At 69.5% G+C, this 17,742-nt stretch carries 18 protein-coding genes and 1 tRNA gene; 11 read left to right on the top strand and 8 right to left on the bottom strand.

From position 1 onward, the window contains the following. Positions 1 to 40: 40 nt before the first annotated feature. The 3 genes from FHW12_RS13830 to FHW12_RS13820 are packed head-to-tail and all read left to right on the top strand — an operon-like array spanning position 41 to position 3,239. Complete coding sequence (locus FHW12_RS13830; RefSeq protein WP_182531613.1) at positions 41 to 730, top strand: ABC transporter ATP-binding protein; 690 nt, start codon at positions 41 to 43, stop codon at positions 728 to 730. 11 nt (positions 731 to 741) lie between these two features. Then, complete coding sequence (locus tag FHW12_RS13825) at positions 742 to 1,902, top strand: ABC transporter permease (protein ID WP_182531612.1); 1,161 nt, start codon at positions 742 to 744, stop codon at positions 1,900 to 1,902. Between the two features lie 11 nt (positions 1,903 to 1,913). Further along, positions 1,914 to 3,239: an ABC transporter permease gene (locus FHW12_RS13820; RefSeq protein WP_182531611.1), complete on the top strand. Its 1,326-nt coding sequence runs from the start codon at positions 1,914 to 1,916 to the stop codon at positions 3,237 to 3,239. A gap of 209 nt (positions 3,240 to 3,448) precedes the next feature. Here FHW12_RS13820 and yedA read toward each other — a convergent pair whose 3' ends face one another. Together yedA and FHW12_RS13810 are read right to left on the bottom strand one after the other, a co-directional pair. Next, positions 3,449 to 4,366, bottom strand: a complete 918-nt coding sequence (gene yedA, locus FHW12_RS13815; RefSeq protein ID WP_182531610.1) for a drug/metabolite exporter YedA — start codon at positions 4,364 to 4,366, stop codon at positions 3,449 to 3,451. 201 nt (positions 4,367 to 4,567) lie between these two features. Continuing rightward, on the bottom strand, positions 4,568 to 4,855 hold the full coding sequence (locus FHW12_RS13810; protein WP_182531609.1) for a hypothetical protein: 288 nt from the start codon (positions 4,853 to 4,855) through the stop codon (positions 4,568 to 4,570). A 230-nt stretch (positions 4,856 to 5,085) separates the two neighbouring features. Between FHW12_RS13810 and FHW12_RS13805 the strand changes: the two genes are divergently transcribed. After that, positions 5,086 to 5,415 carry a Rieske (2Fe-2S) protein gene (locus FHW12_RS13805; protein WP_182531608.1) on the top strand — a complete coding sequence of 110 codons (330 nt, stop codon included), beginning with the start codon at positions 5,086 to 5,088 and terminating at the stop codon, positions 5,413 to 5,415. Positions 5,416 to 5,419: 4 nt separating this feature from the next. Here the strand turns inward: FHW12_RS13805 and FHW12_RS13800 are convergent, their stop codons facing one another. From FHW12_RS13800 to FHW12_RS13775, 6 genes are all read right to left on the bottom strand, one after another. Continuing rightward, on the bottom strand, positions 5,420 to 5,788 hold the full coding sequence (locus FHW12_RS13800; RefSeq protein WP_182531607.1) for a carboxypeptidase-like regulatory domain-containing protein: 369 nt from the start codon (positions 5,786 to 5,788) through the stop codon (positions 5,420 to 5,422). Positions 5,789 to 5,889: 101 nt separating this feature from the next. After that, positions 5,890 to 7,740, bottom strand: a complete 1,851-nt coding sequence (locus FHW12_RS13795; RefSeq protein ID WP_182531606.1) for an SLC13 family permease — start codon at positions 7,738 to 7,740, stop codon at positions 5,890 to 5,892. Between the two features lie 159 nt (positions 7,741 to 7,899). Next, positions 7,900 to 8,601: a tRNA (guanosine(46)-N7)-methyltransferase TrmB gene (trmB, locus tag FHW12_RS13790; RefSeq protein WP_182531605.1), complete on the bottom strand. Its 702-nt coding sequence runs from the start codon at positions 8,599 to 8,601 to the stop codon at positions 7,900 to 7,902. A gap of 5 nt (positions 8,602 to 8,606) precedes the next feature. Further along, complete coding sequence (locus tag FHW12_RS13785; RefSeq protein WP_182531604.1) at positions 8,607 to 9,410, bottom strand: thiazole synthase; 804 nt, start codon at positions 9,408 to 9,410, stop codon at positions 8,607 to 8,609. 87 nt (positions 9,411 to 9,497) lie between these two features. Continuing rightward, entirely contained in the window at positions 9,498 to 9,698 is a 201-nt protein-coding gene (gene thiS / locus FHW12_RS13780; protein WP_182531603.1) for a sulfur carrier protein ThiS, read from the bottom strand. A gap of 93 nt (positions 9,699 to 9,791) precedes the next feature. Beyond that, on the bottom strand, positions 9,792 to 12,146 hold the full coding sequence (locus FHW12_RS13775; RefSeq protein ID WP_182531602.1) for a DUF6600 domain-containing protein: 2,355 nt from the start codon (positions 12,144 to 12,146) through the stop codon (positions 9,792 to 9,794). A 274-nt stretch (positions 12,147 to 12,420) separates the two neighbouring features. On the opposite strand from FHW12_RS13775, the gene FHW12_RS13770 reads away from it, so the two are divergent. From FHW12_RS13770 to FHW12_RS13740, 7 genes are all read left to right on the top strand, one after another. Further along, positions 12,421 to 12,494 (top strand) — tRNA-Gly (locus FHW12_RS13770). 96 nt (positions 12,495 to 12,590) lie between these two features. Then, on the top strand, positions 12,591 to 13,094 hold the full coding sequence (locus FHW12_RS13765; protein ID WP_310735241.1) for an ATP-dependent zinc protease family protein: 504 nt from the start codon (positions 12,591 to 12,593) through the stop codon (positions 13,092 to 13,094). Continuing rightward, complete coding sequence (gene rimK / locus FHW12_RS13760) at positions 13,091 to 14,005, top strand: 30S ribosomal protein S6--L-glutamate ligase (protein ID WP_182531601.1); 915 nt, start codon at positions 13,091 to 13,093, stop codon at positions 14,003 to 14,005. The genes FHW12_RS13765 and rimK overlap by 4 nt, the downstream gene beginning before the upstream one ends. 111 nt (positions 14,006 to 14,116) lie before the next feature. Beyond that, complete coding sequence (locus FHW12_RS13755) at positions 14,117 to 14,746, top strand: hypothetical protein (RefSeq protein ID WP_182531600.1); 630 nt, start codon at positions 14,117 to 14,119, stop codon at positions 14,744 to 14,746. A 116-nt stretch (positions 14,747 to 14,862) separates the two neighbouring features. After that, positions 14,863 to 15,342 (top strand): hypothetical protein, encoded by a 480-nt coding sequence (locus tag FHW12_RS13750; RefSeq protein WP_182531599.1) that lies wholly within the window; start codon positions 14,863 to 14,865, stop codon positions 15,340 to 15,342. 106 nt (positions 15,343 to 15,448) lie between these two features. Continuing rightward, on the top strand, positions 15,449 to 15,844 hold the full coding sequence (locus FHW12_RS13745; RefSeq protein WP_182531598.1) for a BlaI/MecI/CopY family transcriptional regulator: 396 nt from the start codon (positions 15,449 to 15,451) through the stop codon (positions 15,842 to 15,844). Continuing rightward, a complete protein-coding gene (locus FHW12_RS13740) occupies positions 15,841 to 17,619 on the top strand; it encodes a M56 family metallopeptidase (RefSeq protein ID WP_182531597.1) in 1,779 nt (592 codons plus the stop codon). The genes FHW12_RS13745 and FHW12_RS13740 overlap by 4 nt, the downstream gene beginning before the upstream one ends. The last annotated feature ends 123 nt before the right edge of the window (positions 17,620 to 17,742 follow it).

Here is a 17,742-nt window from a genome sequence, read left to right as displayed (position 1 = left end):
CGACCAACACGAACGACTGCAAAAACCGAGGACAACCGTCATGGCAAACCTGGTCGAGATCCGCAACGTCAGCAAGGTGTACGAGCGCGGCAAGCAGAAGGTCGAGGTGCTGCACCACATCGAACTCGACATCGCGAAGGGCGACTTCCTCGCGCTGATGGGGCCGTCCGGTTCCGGCAAGACCACGCTGCTCAACCTGATCGGCGGCCTCGATTCGCCCACCGACGGCAGCATCAGCGTCGGCGGCGAGCGCATCGACCGCCTCGGCGAAGGCGCGCTGGCGAAGTGGCGTTCCGAGCACGTCGGCTTCATCTTCCAGTTCTACAACCTGCTGCCGATGCTGTCGGCGCAGAAGAACGTCGAACTGCCGCTGCTGCTGACCAACCTGTCGGCGGCGCAGCGCAAGAACAACGCGAGCATCGCGCTGCAGCTCGTCGGCCTCGCCGAGCGCGCGAGCCACAAGCCGACGGAGCTGTCGGGTGGCCAGCAGCAGCGCGTCGCAATCGCGCGCGCGATCGTCTCCGACCCCGACCTGCTCGTCTGCGACGAGCCGACCGGCGACCTCGACCGCCAGTCCGCCGAGGACGTGCTCGGCCTGCTGCAGACGCTGAACCGGCAGCACGGCAAGACCATCATCATGGTCACGCACGATCCGAAGGCGGCCGAGTACGCGAGCCACACGCTGCATCTGGACAAGGGCACGCTCGTCGAACAGGCCCAGCACGCCTGACGGAGGCCGCGATGAAATACCTGCACCTGATCTGGGCGGCGCTGTTCCGGCGCAAGACCCGCACGATCCTCACCCTGCTGTCGATCATCATGGCGTTCCTGCTGTTCGGCCTGCTCGACGCGGTGCGCGTCTCGTTCGCCGAGGCGGGCCAGTCGGCGAACGGCGCCGAGCGCCTGCAGACCGGCGCCAAACTGTCGTTCATCCAGCCGTTGCCGAAGAGCCTGCAGCAGCAGATCGCGGCGGTACCCGGCGTCAAGGACGTCGCGCACGCGAACTGGTTCGGCGGTGCCTATCAGGACCCGCACAACCAGATCTTCACGTTCGCGGTCAGCGACAACTACCTCGACGTCTATCCCGAAGTCGAAGTCGATGCGAACGACCGCAAGGCGTTCGACGCGACCGCGGACGGCGTGCTCGTCGGCGACATCCTCATGAAGAAGTACAAGTGGAAGATCGGTGACCGCCTGCCGTTGCAGTCGCAGATCTTCCCGAACAAGGAAGGCAGCAAGAACTGGAGCTTCCAGATCGTCGGCACGATGAAGTCGAAGGACAACAAGGCGTTCCAGAGCCAGATGATCGTGCTGCACTGGAAGACCTTCGACGAGACCACGCCGTACAACCGCGGTGCGGTGGGCTGGTACGTGAGCCGCGTGAGCGACGTCAACCAGTCCGATCGCGTCGCCAAGGCGATCGACGCGCTGTCGGCCAATTCCGACCACGAAACGAAGACGCAGACCGAGCAGGCCGCGACGAAGAACTGGATCAAGCAGATGGCCGACATCGGCCTCATCGTCACCTCGATCATGGGCGCGGTGTTCTTCACGCTCGTGCTGCTGACCGGCAACACGATGATGCAGGCCGTGCGCGAGCGCACGAACGAGCTCGCAGTGCTGAAGACGATCGGCTTCTCCAGCCGGAAGGTGCTCGGCATGGTGCTCGCCGAATCGGTGATGCTGCTCCTGCTCGGCGGGCTCGTCGGGCTCGCGCTCGTCAGCATCATCGGCGCGGCGCTGCCGGCGATGAGCGGCGGCATGATCAACGGCGCGCACGTCGGCGCGAAGAGCTGGGGGCTCGGCATCGCCCTCGCGGTCGCGATCGGCTTCGTCGTCGGCGCGGTGCCGGCGCTCCGCGCGATGCGCCTCAACATCGTCGACGCACTGGCCGGCCGCTGAAGGAGAACCGCATGAAATTCCTGATTGGACTGTTCACCTTCGTCGTCGTCATCGCCGGCGTGATCGCCTTCCTGCTGCTGCCGTGGCAAGGCCTGCTGCTGATCGTCGTCCTGCTCGGGCTGTGGATGCTGCTGACCCGACGCGGTCGCCAGGCCGCCTCGGTCACCGCGATCGGCGTCGGCACGCTGCGCCAGCGACTCGGCTCGTCCGCGGTCATCGTCGTCGGCATCGCCGGCGTCGTCGCCGTGCTCGTGGCGATGCTCGCGATGGCGAACGGCTACCGCGAGACATTGCGCCGCACCGGCGGCGACGACATGGCGATCGTGCTGCGCGGTGCATCCGCGTCCGAGGTCTCGTCGGTGCTCGGCCACGACGCCGCGGTCGTCATCGCGCAGGCGCCGGGCATCGCCAAGGACGAGCAGGGCAAGCCGATCGCTTCGCCCGAACTCGTCGTCGCGGCGAACCTGCCGATGAAAGGCGGCAACCCCGAAGAGGACTTCGGCAGCGTGCAGTTGCGCGGCATCGGCGAGATGGCGTGGAAGCTGCGCACGAACGCGAAGATCATCGCCGGCCGCAAGTTCACCCCGGGCCTGCGCGAACTCGTCGCCGGCAAGGGCGCGCAGCGCCAGTTCGACGGACTCGAGGTCGATCACGAGATCAAGCTCGGCAACCAGACCTGGAAGGTCGTCGGCATCTTCGAGTCGAAGGACGCGATGGAGTCGGAACTGTGGGGCGACGCCGACGTGGTCGGCCCGACCTACCGCCCGAACGGCGCCAACAGCTCGACCTCGGTGTTCGCGCGCCTGACCAGTCCCGAAGCGTTCGAGCCGTTCAAGGCCGCGCTCGTCTCCGACCCGCGCCTGCAGGTCGACGTCGACACGACGGTCAGCTACTTCAGCAAGCAGTCCGAAGGCACGTCGAAGGTGATCACCGTGATCGGCATGGTGGTCGGCGCGATCATGGCGATCGGTGCGGTGTTCGGTGCGCTCAACACGATGTTCGCCGCGGTCGCGACGCGTGCGCGGGAGATCGCGACCCTGCGCGCGATCGGCTTCCGTGGCCTGCCGGTCGTCGTCGCGATCATGCTCGAGACGATGCTGCTCGCGCTCGTCGGAGGCGTGCTCGGAGGCCTCATCGCCTGGCTCGTCTTCAACGGCTACACGGCATCGACACTCGCCGCGGGCACGACCGGCCAGCTCACGTTCGAGTTCAGCGTCGCACCGCCCGTGTTGTGGACCGGCCTCAAGTGGGCGCTCGCGATCGGTTTCATCGGCGGCTTGTATCCGGCGCTGCGGGCGGCGCGATTGCCGGTGACGACCGCGTTGCGGGAACTCTGAGGTTCGAACCGGGCGGTTCGCTCTTCTTCGGAGCGAGTCGCCGGGTGGTTCGCAGTGTCGGTAGCGCGCGTTGCTCGCTTTCCCCTCTCCCGCTTGCGGGAGAGGGGCGGTACGCCGTTCGTCGTTGCCCTTGAACGGCACGGCAAGCTCTTTCGCGACGACCGACTCGCAGTCCTGCGAGCGGATGGAAACGGAGCGAGCGACGAACGCTACGCAGCGCGCTCGCGCGCCAGCGCGATCAATCCCACGCCGCCGAGAATCACCGCCATCGCCACGATGTCGAAGCCGTGCACGGCTTCGCCGCCGAACAATGCGCCGACGAGCACGGCGACCGGCGGGTTCACGTAGGCGTAGCTCGTCGCGAGCGCAGGGCGCACCGTGTTGAGCAGGTAGAGGTAGGCACTGAAGCCGATCAGCGAGCCGGCGATCGCGAGGTAGACGAGGGCGAGGTTCGCCGACAACGGCGGCGAAACCGGCAGGCGTTCGCCGATGAGCAGCGCGAACACGAGCAGCACGGCGCCGCCGGTGAGCATCTGCGCCGCGGTGTTCATCGCCGCAGGCGGCATGTCGCGGCGCTTGCTCCAGACCGAGCCGAACGCCCACGAGCCGGCGGCGACGACGAGCGCGATCGCACCGACCGGCGAACCGGCCATGCTGCCGCCGAGGTTGAGCAGGATCACGCCGGCGAAGCCGACGCCCAAGCCGAGCCATTCGAGCCGGCGCGGCCAATGGCCGTAGAAACCGCCGAACACCGCCGCGAACAGCGGCATGCTCGCGACCGCGACCGCGGCGAGGCCGGAGGCGACGCTCTGTTCCGCGTAGCAGACAAGGCCGTTGCCGAAGCCGAGCAGCATGACGCCGGTCGCCGCCGAATTGAGCCACTGGCGGCGTGTCGGCGCGGCCATGCCGCGCCAGCGCAGGAACGCGTACAGCGCGCCCCCCGCGCAGAGGAAGCGCACGGCCGCCATCAGGAACGGCGGCCAGCTCGCCACCGCGACGCGGATCGCGAGGTAGGTGGATCCCCAGACGAAGTACAGCGACAGCAATGCGATCGGCACGAGCAGGCGCGGACCGAGCAGCGTCGGGGCGGATGCGTCGAGGCGACCGCTGCGGGACAGATCGTTCATGGCGAACAGTCTTCAGGGAGAACGGGTTGCGGCGTGGAACGCTTTCGGGCAACGCGCATGCCGGAGCGCGTGTCCCGCCAGCATCGCGCGGCGCCGCGCGGAGAGGGCTGCGAGGAGCCGATCGGGAGTGTAGGTATACCGCGGGCCCGATGCCGCAGCGAGGCCCGCCGTGTGGCTATTTCATGGAGCCATCGCGGTGCGTCAGGCGCCGCTCGGCGCGCGCTTGCGCGCAGGGCCGTCGTCGACGACGGTGAACTCGCCCTCGATGACGCCTGCCGGTGCCGCGGCGCGCGGGGCGGCTGCGGCCGGTCGCGACGGCGTGCGCACCGCACGCACGAGCGCGAACAAAGCGCCACCGACGACGAGCACCGCGAACGCGAACACGCCGACCGCGACCAGCGCGGCTACGAGCACAACCGCGATCAGTGCGCCAGCCAGGCGCGCGAGAGGGTGGCGGGATTTCACGAGGCGCAGGCCGGCATGGAACATGGGTACGACTCCGTAGGCGAGGATCCGGACGCGTCCCTCCGGGACCCCGTCCGAGCCGCCGCACCGGCACGGCCGGCGCGACGACATCGGGCATCGAACGTTCCATCGCCGTCCCGGCGTGGGCCGCCGGACGCGGGCGGCGGTTCGTATGCCAGAATGCGCGCCCCGCTGGGCACGCAGTCTCCCGAAACATATGGGGTGGCGGCCCGGCACGACAAGTGCTGGATGCCATGGATTCCTCCGCGCCGCTGTGCCGGCTCGAAGACATCGACGACGGCGGCGCGATCGCGGTGCACGTGGACAGCTCGACCGGCGGTTTCGAGCTGATCGTCCTGCGCCAGGGCGCGCGCGCGTTCGCCTACCACAACGAATGCCCGCACGCGGGTCGTCGCCTCGATTACGCGCCCGGACGATTCCTCGTCAGCGACGGTCGCCTCGTCTGCGCCGCGCACGGCGCGACGTTCCGCGTCGTCGACGGCGCCTGCCTCGGCGGGCCGTGCAGCAACGGCCTCGCCGGCCTGCCGGTCGAGGTCGTCGACGGCGCGGTCCGCTTGCGCTGACCCTTCAGTCGGCCTGTACGCGCACGTCCTGGCGCGCGAGCTGGCCCGAGCCGCACGCGAACGTCGGCGTCGTGCCGAGGATCGAGCGGGTCGGGATGCGCGAGCCGGTGACGGTCGTCGGTGCGCTGAGCACGTCGATGCGGTAGCGGCCGATGTCGGCCGGCGCGACCGCGTCGAAGCTGAAGCCGGCCTTCGTGTCGGCGGCGCTGAACGCCGACTGGCGCGTCTCGATGTCGACCAGGCGCAATACGGCCGAACGCAGGGGGCGTCCGTCGGCATCGTAGACCGTGCCGGTCACGCGGCAACCGTCGGCGAGCGCCATGCCGCTCATCGCGGGCGCAGCGAGGAGCACAACCAGAGCGAATCGGTTCATGGCAGCACCTCCAGTGTGGGGCGCGTCCGTGCGGGCGTGATCTCCGAACCGGATCTTACGCCGACTGCGGGTTGCCGGTATTGCGCGAACCGACGCGCGGCTCAGGTGCGGCCGAACCAGAGGTTGACGCTGACGAGCAGGATCACCAGCATGAGCACGGTCAGCGGCACGCCGACGCGCAGGAAGTCGCGCGAGCGGTAGCCACCGGGGCCGCTGACGATCGTGATGACCGGGTTGGCGCTCGGCAGGATGAACGCGTTCGAGGTCGACACCGCGACGACGAGTGCGTACAGCGCCGGGTTGCCGCCGGACGCGAGCGCGACGTTGATCGCCATCGGCACCATCATCACCGTCGCACCGACGTTCGACACGACCTGCGCGACGAGCAGGGTGAGCACGGCGATGACCGCCTGCAGGCCCCACTGCGGCCATTCCCCGAGGTACTTCAGCACTTCCTGGGCGATCCACGCCGCGGCGCCGGTCGAATCCATCGCGGCGCCGAGCGGGATCAGGCAGGCGAGCGTGAAGATCGTCTTCCAGTTGATCGCGCCGTACGCCTCGTCCATGTCGAGCACGCCGGTCAACAGCATGCCGACCGCGCCGACCAGCATCGCCACCGACAGGCGAAGGTCGGTGAACAGGCCGAGCCCCATCGCGATCGCGAAGAACATCGCCGCGTGCCAGATCTTGCTCGGCCGGTGCTCTTCCTTCGGGTAGTCCGTGACGACGACGAAGTCGCGCGACTCGGCCGTCTGCGCGAGGTCGCGCCAGAAGCTGTGCAGCACGAGCGTGTCGCCCGGGCGCAGGGCGACCTGGCGCACGTCCTCGCGGAACACCTGCTCGCCGCGGTTCACCGCGAGCACGGAGATCGCGTAGGTCTTGCGCAGGCGCAGTTCGCCGACGGTCTTCTTGATCCAGGTCGAGTTGGGCGGGATCACGACTTCGGAAATGCCCGCGCGCGCGGGATTGAACAGGTCGGCGAAATTGCGAAGGCGCGACTGCACATGGCACAGCTGCACGTTGGCGAAATCGTTGACCGCCTCGCGCTTGCCGAGCACGCCGAGCACGCTGCCGACCCAGATCATCTGGTCCGCCGGCGGCGCGAGGCGCGCCTCGCTGCCGGTCTTCAGCGCGAGGATGAGCGGCGCGCCGCGCAACTGCTCGACCTCGGCGACGCTCATGCCGACCAGCGGGCTGTCGGTCGTCACGGTGAGTTCGAACACCTCGCCGTCGATGCCGTAGGTCTCGGCGAAGTAGGTCTCGGTGCGTCCCGGCGTGACCTTCTGGCGTTCCTCGTCGCCGGGCAGCAGGCGGCGCGTGAACAGCGCGAAGTAGGCGAGGCCGCCGAGCAGCAGCGGCACGCCGACCGGCGCGATCGCGAACAAGGTGAAGGTCTGGATCGTCTGCGCGCCCGGCGGCAGGTTGCGGTTCGCGCTCACGATGAGGTCGTTGAGCAGGATCAGCGGCGAATTGGAGATCATCGTCGTGTTCGTGCCGCACAGGATCATGCACGCCATCGGCAGCAGCAGCCGCTTCAGCGGCAGGCCGGTGCGCGCGCTGACGCGGCTGACCACGGGCAGGAACAGCGCCGAGAGCGCCTGGCTCTGGATCACCGACGACATCGCGCCGACCATCGCGTTGACGAGCAACGACACGCGCGATTCGACGCCGCCGGCGAGGCGCAGGATGAACGACGCCGCCTTGTTCAGCACGCCGGTGCGGTCGAGCCCCGCACCCATGATCATGACGGCGATCAGCGAGATGACCGCGTTGCCGGCGAAGCCGTCGAACAGCTGGTCGACCGGCAGCAGGCGCGTGATGCCGATCACCACGATCACCAGCAGCGCGACGAGGTCGGCGCGGATCCACTCGAGCACCAGCATGAGCACCGTGAACGCGAGTAGCGCGAACACGAGCGCCATGTTGGTGGTGAGGGTCAGGCCGGCATCCATTCGGGGCTGCAAATCACTCGTTGTCCGAGGGACCGCGCATCCTGCCGCGGTTCGTGCACGAACGGCCGCGGATTCGCCGCGCCACGCTCGCCGTCACGACCGCTCGCGCGTCCACGCCGTCGGCGGCACCCGCCGTTGTCCGTTGCCGCTCAATCACGCTCAGGTTCGTTCATGGACGAAATCCCATACGCCATGGCCGAGCCGCAGGCCGCGGCGTTCGAAATGCGTCTCGATGCGCCACGGCGGGCGGACGGCCGGATCGGCATGGCCCGCGTCGACGCGCCAGTCCGGCGCGGCCGCGAGCACGTCCCGCATGTGCTCGGCATAGTCGGCCCAGTCGGTCGCCAAATGCAAGCGACCGCCGGGCGCCACGCGGCCCGCGAGCAGCGCGAGGAAATCCGGCTGCACCAGGCGCCGCTTGTGGTGGCGCTTCTTGTGCCAGGGATCGGGGAAGTAGATGCGCACTTCAGCGAGAGAGCCGGGCGCGATCTCGTGCTCGAGCACCTCGACCGCATCGTGGTTGTACAGGCGCACGTTGTCGACACCGGCATCGGCGAGTGCGTTCATGAGCCGGCCGACGCCGGGGCGGTGCACTTCGACGCCGATGAAATCGCGCGCGGGTTCGGCCTGCGCGGAATAAAGCAGCTGTTCGCCGTTGCCGAAGCCGATCTCGAGCACGCGCGCGGTGCGGCGGCCGAACGTCGCGTCGAGATCGCGTGGCGCGTGGCCGCGCGCGACGTCGAAGTCGATGCCGTAACGTGCCCAGTGCTCGTCGAACGCGCGCTGCTGCGCCGGCGTGAAGCGCCCCTGGCGCAGCACGAAACTGCGGATGCGGCGCTCGCGGACGGCCGATTCATCCATGTGGACTAGATCACGCCTTCGATCGGGCTCGACGCGGACGCGAAGCGCTTGCGTGGAATGCGCCCCGCGCGGAACGCGGCGCGACCCGCTTCGACCGCGAGTTTCATCGCATGCGCCATGAGCACGGGATCCTTCGCGCCGGCGATCGCGGTGTTCATGAGCACGCCGTCGCAGCCAAGCTCCATCGCGATCGCCGCGTCGGACGCGGTGCCGACGCCGGCGTCGACGATGATCGGTACCTTCGCGTTGTCGACGATCTCGAGCAGGTTCCAGCGGTTCTGCACGCCGAGGCCGGAGCCGATCGGTGCCGCGAGCGGCATCACCGCGACGCAGCCGATCTCTTCGAGGCGACGCGCGAGGATCGGATCGTCGCTCGTGTAGACCATCACGTCGAAGCCGTCGCGCACGAGCGTCTCGGCCGCCGCGAGCGTCTGCACGACGTCGGGGAACAGCGTCTTCTGGTCGCCGAGCACCTCGAGCTTGACCAGCGTGTGGCCGTCGAGGAGTTCGCGCGCGAGGCGACAGGTGCGCACGGCTTCGTCGGCGCTGTAGCACCCCGCGGTGTTCGGCAGGATCGTGTAGCGGTCCGGCGGCAGCACGTCGAGCAGGTTCGGCGCGTCGCGGTCTTGGCCGATGTTGGTGCGGCGGATCGCGACCGTGACGATCTCGGCGCCGGCGGCGTCGGTCGCGCGGCGCGTCTCGTCGAGATCCTTGAACTTGCCGGTGCCGGTCAGCAGGCGCGAGCGGTACGGCTTGCCCGCGATGACGAGCGTGTCGGTGGCGAGGGGCGATGCGGCGAGGGCGGTCATGGCGGCAGGATCGGCAGGGTCGAACGCGCCATTTTCGCCGATTCGGAGCACGCATGCGCGCCGGCCGGCGAACGGAGCGGCACGGGTTCAGCCGCCGCCGATCGCATGCACGATCTCGATGCGGTCGCCGTCCGCGAGCCGGTGTTCGCCATGGCGGCTGCGCGGAACGATCTCGCGGTTCACCTCGACCGCGATGCGTCGTTCGGCGTAGCCGGAGGACGCGAGCAGTTCGGCGAGCGTGCAGGTGCCGGCGACCTCGCGTGTTTCGCCGTTGAGAAGGACGTTCATGCGCCGATTGTATCGGCATGTCGAGGCGCCGCGCATGCGCGAAAAAAGACGCCGCGCACGGGGCGCGGCGTCTCGTCGTGCTTCATGACGCGATCAACGGCGACGGTCGTCGTCGTCCTTCTTGTCGTTCTGGCGTCGCTCCGCCGGCTGAGAGCGCTGCTGCGGCTGCGGGGCCTGGCGTTGCGGTGCCTCGCGCACTTCGCGCTGCGGCGGGGCCTGGCGCTGCGGAGCTTCGCGCACCTCGCGCTGCGGCGGGGCCTGGCGCATCTGCGGGGCCTCGCGCACCTCGCGTTGCGGCGGCGCCTGGCGCATCTGCGGGGCCTCGCGCACCTCGCGCTGCGGCGGCGCCTGGCGCATCTGCGGGGCCTCGCGCGATTCGCGCTGCGGCGGGGCCTGGCGCACCTGCGGGGCTTCGCGCGTTTCGCGCTGCGGCGGGGCCTGGCGCACCTGCGGGGCTTCGCGCGTTTCGCGCTGCGGCGGGGCCTGGCGCACCTGCGGCGCCTCGCGCGTTTCGCGCTGCGGCGGGGCCTGGCGCACCTGCGGCGCCTCGCGCGTTTCGCGCTGCGGCGGGGCCTGGCGCACCTGCGGCGCTTCGCGCGTTTCGCGTTGCGGCAGGGACTGGCGTTGCGGCTGCTCCGCATTGCCACGGTTCTGCATCGCTGGCGTGCTGCGCTCGCCACGCGGGGCGAAGCGCGACGACGGCAGGCCGCGTTCCTGCTGCGGCGCACGTGCGTTTTCACCGCGCGGTGCGAGGCTCGGCGTGTTGCCCGGCGCATTCACCGGCCCGCGCGCGTTCACTGGGCCCGACCGCTCGGACGCAGGCTGGCGCGCCGTGGCGGCGCCACGCGTCGGCAGCGGCTGCGGCGGATTCGCACCGCGACCCTGGCCGACGACCTGCACGCGGCTGGGGGCGGCGGCTTCGGCCGGACGGCGCGCGGCGAGCTGGCGTTGCTCGTCGCGGGCGAGCGGCTGCGCGTTGTTGCGCTGGATCGCCTGCACGCGCGCCGCGGTGGCGACCGGCTGCGGTGGCGGCGCGGTGCGCGCGATCACGCGGCGGTCGATCGCGGCCGCCTGCGGCGTCGCACGCGCGCGCTGCGCGTTCGCGGCGACGAAGCTCGCCTGGGTCGGCGCGATCGTGAGACGGCTGGCGACCTGGGCATTGCGCAGCTGCGCCGGGTTGACCTGCACGCGCGCCTCGTTGACCGCGCGCGCGCCGACGAACGTCTCGCGCGACACCGCGGTCACCGCCTGCACGTTGTTGCGGTAGGCGTATTCCGCATTCACGATCGGCCGGCCAGTGGAATAGTTGTTGTACACGTTCGTGATGTAGGTGTTGTTGATCACGGTCGTGTTGCGCACGTTGACGTTGTTGAAATAGCCGCGCGAAGCGCGGTACCACGGAACGTAGACGTCGCGCGGGCCGAGCGGGAACCAGCCGATCGGGCCACCGCCGCCGATGGAGATGTTCGCGCCCCAGCCGCCGCCACCCACGAAGGCGACCAGCGCCGGCGCGTAAACGGCGCGCACGTGGCGCGGACCCGGGCACCAGCCCCAGCGGTCGCGCGCGTAGACCCAGCGGCCGTAGTGGAACGGCGCGAAGCCCCACGACGCATTGTCGACCCAGGTCCAGCCCCACGGATCGACCCACGACCAGTGGCCGTCGCGGTACGGCGCCCAGCCGACCGACACCGAGGTCGGGTACCAGATGCTGCCGTACTCGCGGTCGTCGCTCCAAGAACCGGCGTCGTCGAGGTCGGCGTAGCCGATCATGTCGTCGGCGACGTAGCGGCTCGAAACCGAGCGCTGGTAGCGCTGGTTGCGCGACGCGACCCAGTTGTCGAAATCGTCGGCGCGCGGCAGGTCGAGCACTTCGTAGTCGCGCAATGCGGAGTCGTTGAAGCGGTACGAGTTGCCGGCGCGCACGCTGTAGCTCGCATTGTTCTCGCCGTACACGTCGCCGCCGCCGTCGAACACGGTGATCATCGTCGAGTCGCCCTGCGGGGCGATGTCGATGCGGTATTCGCCCGGTTCACTGACGACGAACGCGAGCGTCGGCGTGTCGACCTCGTAGCTCTGGCCACGGTCGAGGCGGCGCACGCGCAGGTTCAGCACGCCTTCCGTGAGTTCGACCTGGGCGATCTCGTCGTCGAGGTTGAGCAGGTTGAACGTCGTGCGCTCGTCCACGCGCATGACGGCGGCGCCGATCTCGAACTCGGCGCGCGAGTCGCGATCGGTGTAGATCTTGTCGCCGGTGCCGAGCGGGCGGTTCAGCGACGCCTCGACCCAGCGATCGTCGCCGGCCGGCTGGAAGCTCACTTCACCGCGCAGAAACCCGACGCGCGCGACACGCTCGGGCGGGTCCGCCAGCGCCGCGCTCGCAAACGCGCCGAGCACGGTTGCCAGTGCGGCGGCGCACCACGCACGTGGAAAGAAACGCTTCGTGTACATCGATGATCTCCATGGTGCCTACGCCGACCCCGGTCGCGGTGGGACCTTCTTCCCCCAGTACATCGGCCGCCCGAGGTCGACAGGCTGGGCACAGTATCAGCGTAACGACGCTGAATGCCGACTTTCCGCACGCCATGCATACGTTTTCATGACGCGCGTCACTGAGCGCCGATTCAGCTGTCGCGTCGCGGGCGGTGCTTCGCGCGCGGCTTGTCGGCGCGCGACGCCGCCGCTACGCTTCGCCGACGCCGGGGCGCTCGCCGCGCCGGCATCCGCGGGTGTAGCTCAATGGTAGAGCTGTAGCTTCCCAAGCTACTGACGAGGGTTCGATTCCCTTCACCCGCTCCATCCGATCGCGAGTGGCGCCGTGGCTGCGCCGTCACGCAGGTTCCATCGCCGCGATCCGGCTGCCGCCGGCATCGACGTGCGCCGTCCGAGGTCCACGTGCCCCGCAAAGACGCCTCGCCCATCGCCGCGTCGCCGGCCGCCGACCGCATCAGCCTCGGCTGGCGCGAGTGGGTCGGCGTGCCCGGGCTCGGCATCGGTTCGATCAAGGCCAAGCTCGACAGCGGCGCGCGTTCGTCGTCGCTGCACGTCGAGGCGATCGAGACGTTCCATGAGGGCGGCGTGCTGCAGGTGCGCTTCCGCGTGCGCCTGCGGCGCAAGCTGGAGCGCTACGCGCTGTGCACCGCCCCGGTGCTCGACCGGCGCCGGGTCACCGATTCGGGCGGCCATCGCAGCGAGCGCTGGTTCATCGCGACCGAACTCGAGCTCGCCGGCCGCCGTTTCGCCACGGAAATGAACCTGACAGATCGCGGCGCGATGCTGTTCCCGCTGCTGCTCGGGCGTTCGACGATCGCCGGGCGGTTTCGCATCGATCCGGCCCTTTCCTATACCTGCCCGCGCCCGGCGCGGGCCCCGACCGGTCACTCGCCGATCCGCGCATGAAGATCGCCATCCTGTCGCGCAACGCGCGCCTGTATTCCACCCTCCGCCTGGTCGAGGCGGCGCGCGCCCGCGGCCACAGCGTGCGCGTGCTCGATCCGCTGCGCTGCTACATGCGCATCGCCGCCGGCGGCTTCGAGATCCACTGCAAGGGACGCGCGCTGCGCGGCTTCGACGCGGTGATTCCGCGCATCGGCGCGTCGATCACGTTCTACGGCACCGCGGTCGTGCGCCAGTTCGAGATGATGGGCGTGTACACGCCCAATTCCTCCGACGCGATCCTGCGCGCGCGCGACAAGCTGCGCTCGCTGCAGCTGCTCGCGCGCGAAGGCATCGAACTTCCGGTGACCGTGTTCGGCGACAACCCCGACGACACGCGCGACCTGCTGACGATGCTCGGCGAGCCGCCGCACGTGATCAAGCTCAACGAAGGCGCGCAAGGGCAGGGCGTGATGCTCGCCGAGAAGCGCGGCGCCGCGCTCGGCATGATCGAGGCGTTCCGCAGCCTGTACGCGAACTTCCTCGTGCAGGAGTTCATCCGCGAGGCGGACGGCGCCGACCTGCGCTGTTTCGTGGTCGGCAACGAAGTGGTCGCGGCGATGCGCCGCCAGGCGCCCGAGGGCGACTTCCGCGCGAACATCCATCGCGGCGGCAGCGCGAGCGCGGTGACGCTGTCGGCCGCCGAACGCGAAACCGCGGTGCGCGCGGCCCGCGTCATGGGGCTCGGCGTGGCCGGCGTCGACCTGTTGCGCTCGGCACGCGGTCCGCTCGTGCTCGAAGTGAACTCCTCGCCCGGCCTCGAAGGCATCGAAGGCGCGAGCGGGGTGGACGTCGCGGGGGCGGTCGTCGGCTACCTGGAGCGGTCGTGCGCGCCGGCGGCGGGGGCGCCCCGGCGTTCAGCACGAAAAAAATAGTACGAGGCCAATCGTTGACACGGGCGCGGGACATTCCTAGGATAGCTCCGCGCTCCCCCGCCGACCGGCGCCGCGAGCGTTCCGCGTCATGAAACTAGGGGAGCAGCCCAGATGAAAGCGATGGCCACGCTGTTGTACGCAGGCATGCTCGCATGCTGCGCAGCCACGATCCATGCGAAAGAATCGAGTTATCACCAGAACGTCAACGCGAACAGCGCGGACACCTTCCAGCAGCTCGTCACATGGGTCCACGACGAAATGAAGACGGGCGGGCGCTATGCGTCGCTGACGCCGACCGATCGCACCGTCGTCGACATGAAGTTCGCGCAGATGCAGGACCTGTTCGACAAGAACGGTTCGCTCGACCGCATGCGCGCGGAGGACAAGGTCGAGCTGTACAACACGCAGGAAGAGATCAATGCGCTGCTGGCGACGCACGACAGCGCCATCGCCGAGCGCGGATCGGCCGAAACCGCCGGCGCGATGCCCGCCGCGGCGCGCATCGGCCGCGAGAACGATCGCGTGATCTGCGAACGCCGCACCAAGCTCGGCTCGCACATCATGGAAACGTACTGCCATACCTACGCGCAGGCGAAGGATGCCCGTCGCGACACCCAGCGCCAGATGGACACCTGGGCCCATTCGCAATGCGCCGGCAGTACGCCGGAGCGGGGCGAGGGCGGGTGCGGCCTGCCGCACATGCGCACGGCGGCGCAAATGCTCAACGCCGGCGGGCGCTAGCCCGCCGCCGACGCCCGCGCGCCACGGCGCGCGGGCCGTGATTCCATCGGCGTCGTGTCCGCACGTCGGACCGCCGTCGCACCACCCAGCCGTTCCGATTCGGAGATCCAGTTGTGATGAAGCCCGTTCTTTCGTTCGCCTTCGCCGTCGCCTTCCTCGTGTCGCTGCCGCTCGCGGCCAAGGAAAAGGTCGATCCCGCCGTCAACGCCAGCAGCAAGGATGCGTTCGAGACGGTTTCCACCTGGGTACGCAAGCAGATGGACGCGGGCGGCCGCTACTCCTACGTGACCCCGGACGAGCGCAGCAAGGTGAACACGCGCCTCGACGAGATGGAGCGCATGTTCGGCGACAAGACCGAGGTGTCGCAGATGAGCGATGCCGACAAGACGGCGATGTTCAACAAGCAGGAAGAGGTCAACGCGATCCTCGCCAAGCGCGACAACGAGCGCCTGATCTGCAAGAACGAGAAGCCGATCGGCTCGAACATCCCGGTCAAGACCTGCCAGACCGCGGGCGAACTCGAGGCGCGCCGCCGCAACGATTCGCAGTACCTGCAGCGCAACCAGAACACGCCGCAGCTGCGTTCGGGCGGTTGATCCGCCTGCCCGCCCGCCCCGGTCCCGGCCGGGGGCGGGCGGTCTGGCATTCGAACCGGGATCGTGTAGTCTTCTCGTACGAAGGGACTGCGACTAGGTGAGCACCGTGTCCAAGACCGAAAACCTGCCGAAGCCCACCGAGGCCGAACTCGGCATCCTCAACGTGCTGTGGGAGCGCGGACCGAGCACGGTGCGCGACGTCCACGAAACGCTCTATCGCGACGAAGGCGCCGGCTACACGACGGCGCTGAAGCTGCTGCAGATCATGCACGGCAAGGGCCTGGTGCTGCGCGACGATTCCGAACGCGCGCACGTGTTCCGGCCCGCGATCAGCAAGGAGCGCACGCAGAAGCGCTTCGTCGTCGACATGGTGCAGCGCGTGTTCGACGGTTCGCCGTCGCAGCTCGTGCTGCAGGCGCTCGGCGGCAGGCCGAAGGCGACGCGCGAAGAGCTCGACGAGATCCGCGCGCTGCTCGACAAACTCGAAGGCACGCAGGCATGAACGCCGGACTGCCGTGGATTCATGCGCTGGGTTGGACCCTGCTGCATTTTCTCTGGCAGGGACTGGTGATCGGCGCAGGTTACGCCGCCGCGCGCGCGCTGCTGCCGAAATCCCATTGCAACGCGCGCTACGCGACCGGCCTCGTCGCGCTCGCGCTGCTCGCGTTGTGGCCGCTCGCCACGCTCTTCGCGTTGCGCCCGCAAGGCGCGGTCGAGGTCGCGTTCGGCGCGCCCGCGGTGGCCGCCGGTGGCGCGGCGGTGATCGCACAGGCCGAGGTGTTCGATCTCGCCGCGAGCATCGATCGCGTGCTGCCGTGGCTCGTGCTGGTGTGGCTGGTCGGCGTGTTCGGTGTCGCCGGCCGGGCGCTGCAGCAGTGGCGCCGCTTCTCGCGCATCGCGCGCCGCTGGGCCGAGTCGAGCCCCGAGCTCGACGCGATGCTCGTCGCGCTGACGCGCCGCTTCGGCTTCATGCGTCGCGTGCGCGTGCTGGTGTCCGAGCGCATCGATACGCCGATGCTGCTCGGCTGGCTGCGCCCGGTGGTACTGCTGCCGACGGCGGTTGCGCTCGGTTTTCCACGCCAGCAAGTGGAACTGATTCTCGCTCACGAACTCGGTCACCTGCGCCGTTACGACCATCTGGTCAATCTCGCCCAGGCGGTGCTCGAGACGCTGCTGTTCTACCACCCGGTCGTGCACTGGATCTCGCGCGAGGTGCGCAACGAGCGCGAGCTGTGTTGCGACGCGCTCGTGCTGCGCCTCGTGCGCGGCGAACCGCGCGAGTACGCGCGCACGCTCGCCGCGCTGGAGGAATTGCGCCAGACCGCGGCACCGGTCGTGCTCGCGGCGAGCGGCGGCCAGCTGATCGAGCGCGTGCGCCGCATCGTCGGCCTGCCCGCCCCGCGCGCCGCCACGCATGCGCGCCATCCGGGGCGCTGGCTGCTGATCGGTGCGGCATTCATCGGTGCGCTCCTCGTCGCGCAGCGGATCGAGCGCGCGAACCGCGTGTTCAGCCCGCAGGCGTTGTCGATCGACTGGATCCGCTCGGCCGACGTGCGCACGCTGCCGTTCGCGGCGTTGTCGTTGCCGTACGAGCGGCCGCACCTGCGGCTCGCTCCCGTGACCCCGCCGGAATCCGAACCGGTCGCGACGACCGCGCCGTCGGTCCCGGCAGCCGTGGCGGGCGCCGCCGCTGCCGACAGCGTGTTGCGCGAGACCGTACCCGCACCCGCGGTCGCGACGACCGTTGCGCCGAAACAGGAGCCGCTCGCGAGCGTGCCCGCACCGGCGACCCCTGCCGTCGAACGCGGCGCGCCGGCGTCGGCGATCATGCCGGCGGTCGCGAAACCATCGACGGATCTGGCGGCTGCACCGGTCGAACCCGTTGCGGCGCCTGCGGCGGCCAAGCCGCCGGTCGCGACCTACGTCGTCGCGCCGAGCTTCCCGAACTACTATTCGTCGCAGACCGGCCGCGTCGAGGCGACGTTCGCGATCTCGGCGGACGGCACGGTCAAGGACATCGAGTTCCGCGGCAGCAAGGACGGCGCGTTCGAGCGCGCCGCCGAGCGCGCGCTGCGCCAGTGGCGTTTCGATCCGGCGACGTTGCCGGATCACCCGATGCGCTACACGCAGGCCTTCGTCTTCGCGCCGAAGGGCCGCGGCAACGCGCACGAGGAGTGCGTGCAGTCGACCGGCTCGCTGATCTGCCGCGATCCTGCCGACGGTCGCCCGGCGCAGGTGTCGAACGTCAACGCGTGGCCACCGAAGTCCGGCGGTTAACGCAAGCCTCAGAGGGCTTTAACGATCGTTTAATCAATGCCTGCCTATAGTCGATGCCACTGTAGTTCTGCTCGACACTCCTAAGTCAGGTCTGGTGACTGGCAGAGTACGGTAATCGGGGCA

The organism is Dokdonella fugitiva, assembly GCF_014138265.1.
GTDB lineage: Bacteria > Pseudomonadota > Gammaproteobacteria > Xanthomonadales > Rhodanobacteraceae > Dokdonella_A > Dokdonella_A fugitiva_A.
This window is presented reverse-complemented; position numbering and strand designations above follow the sequence as displayed.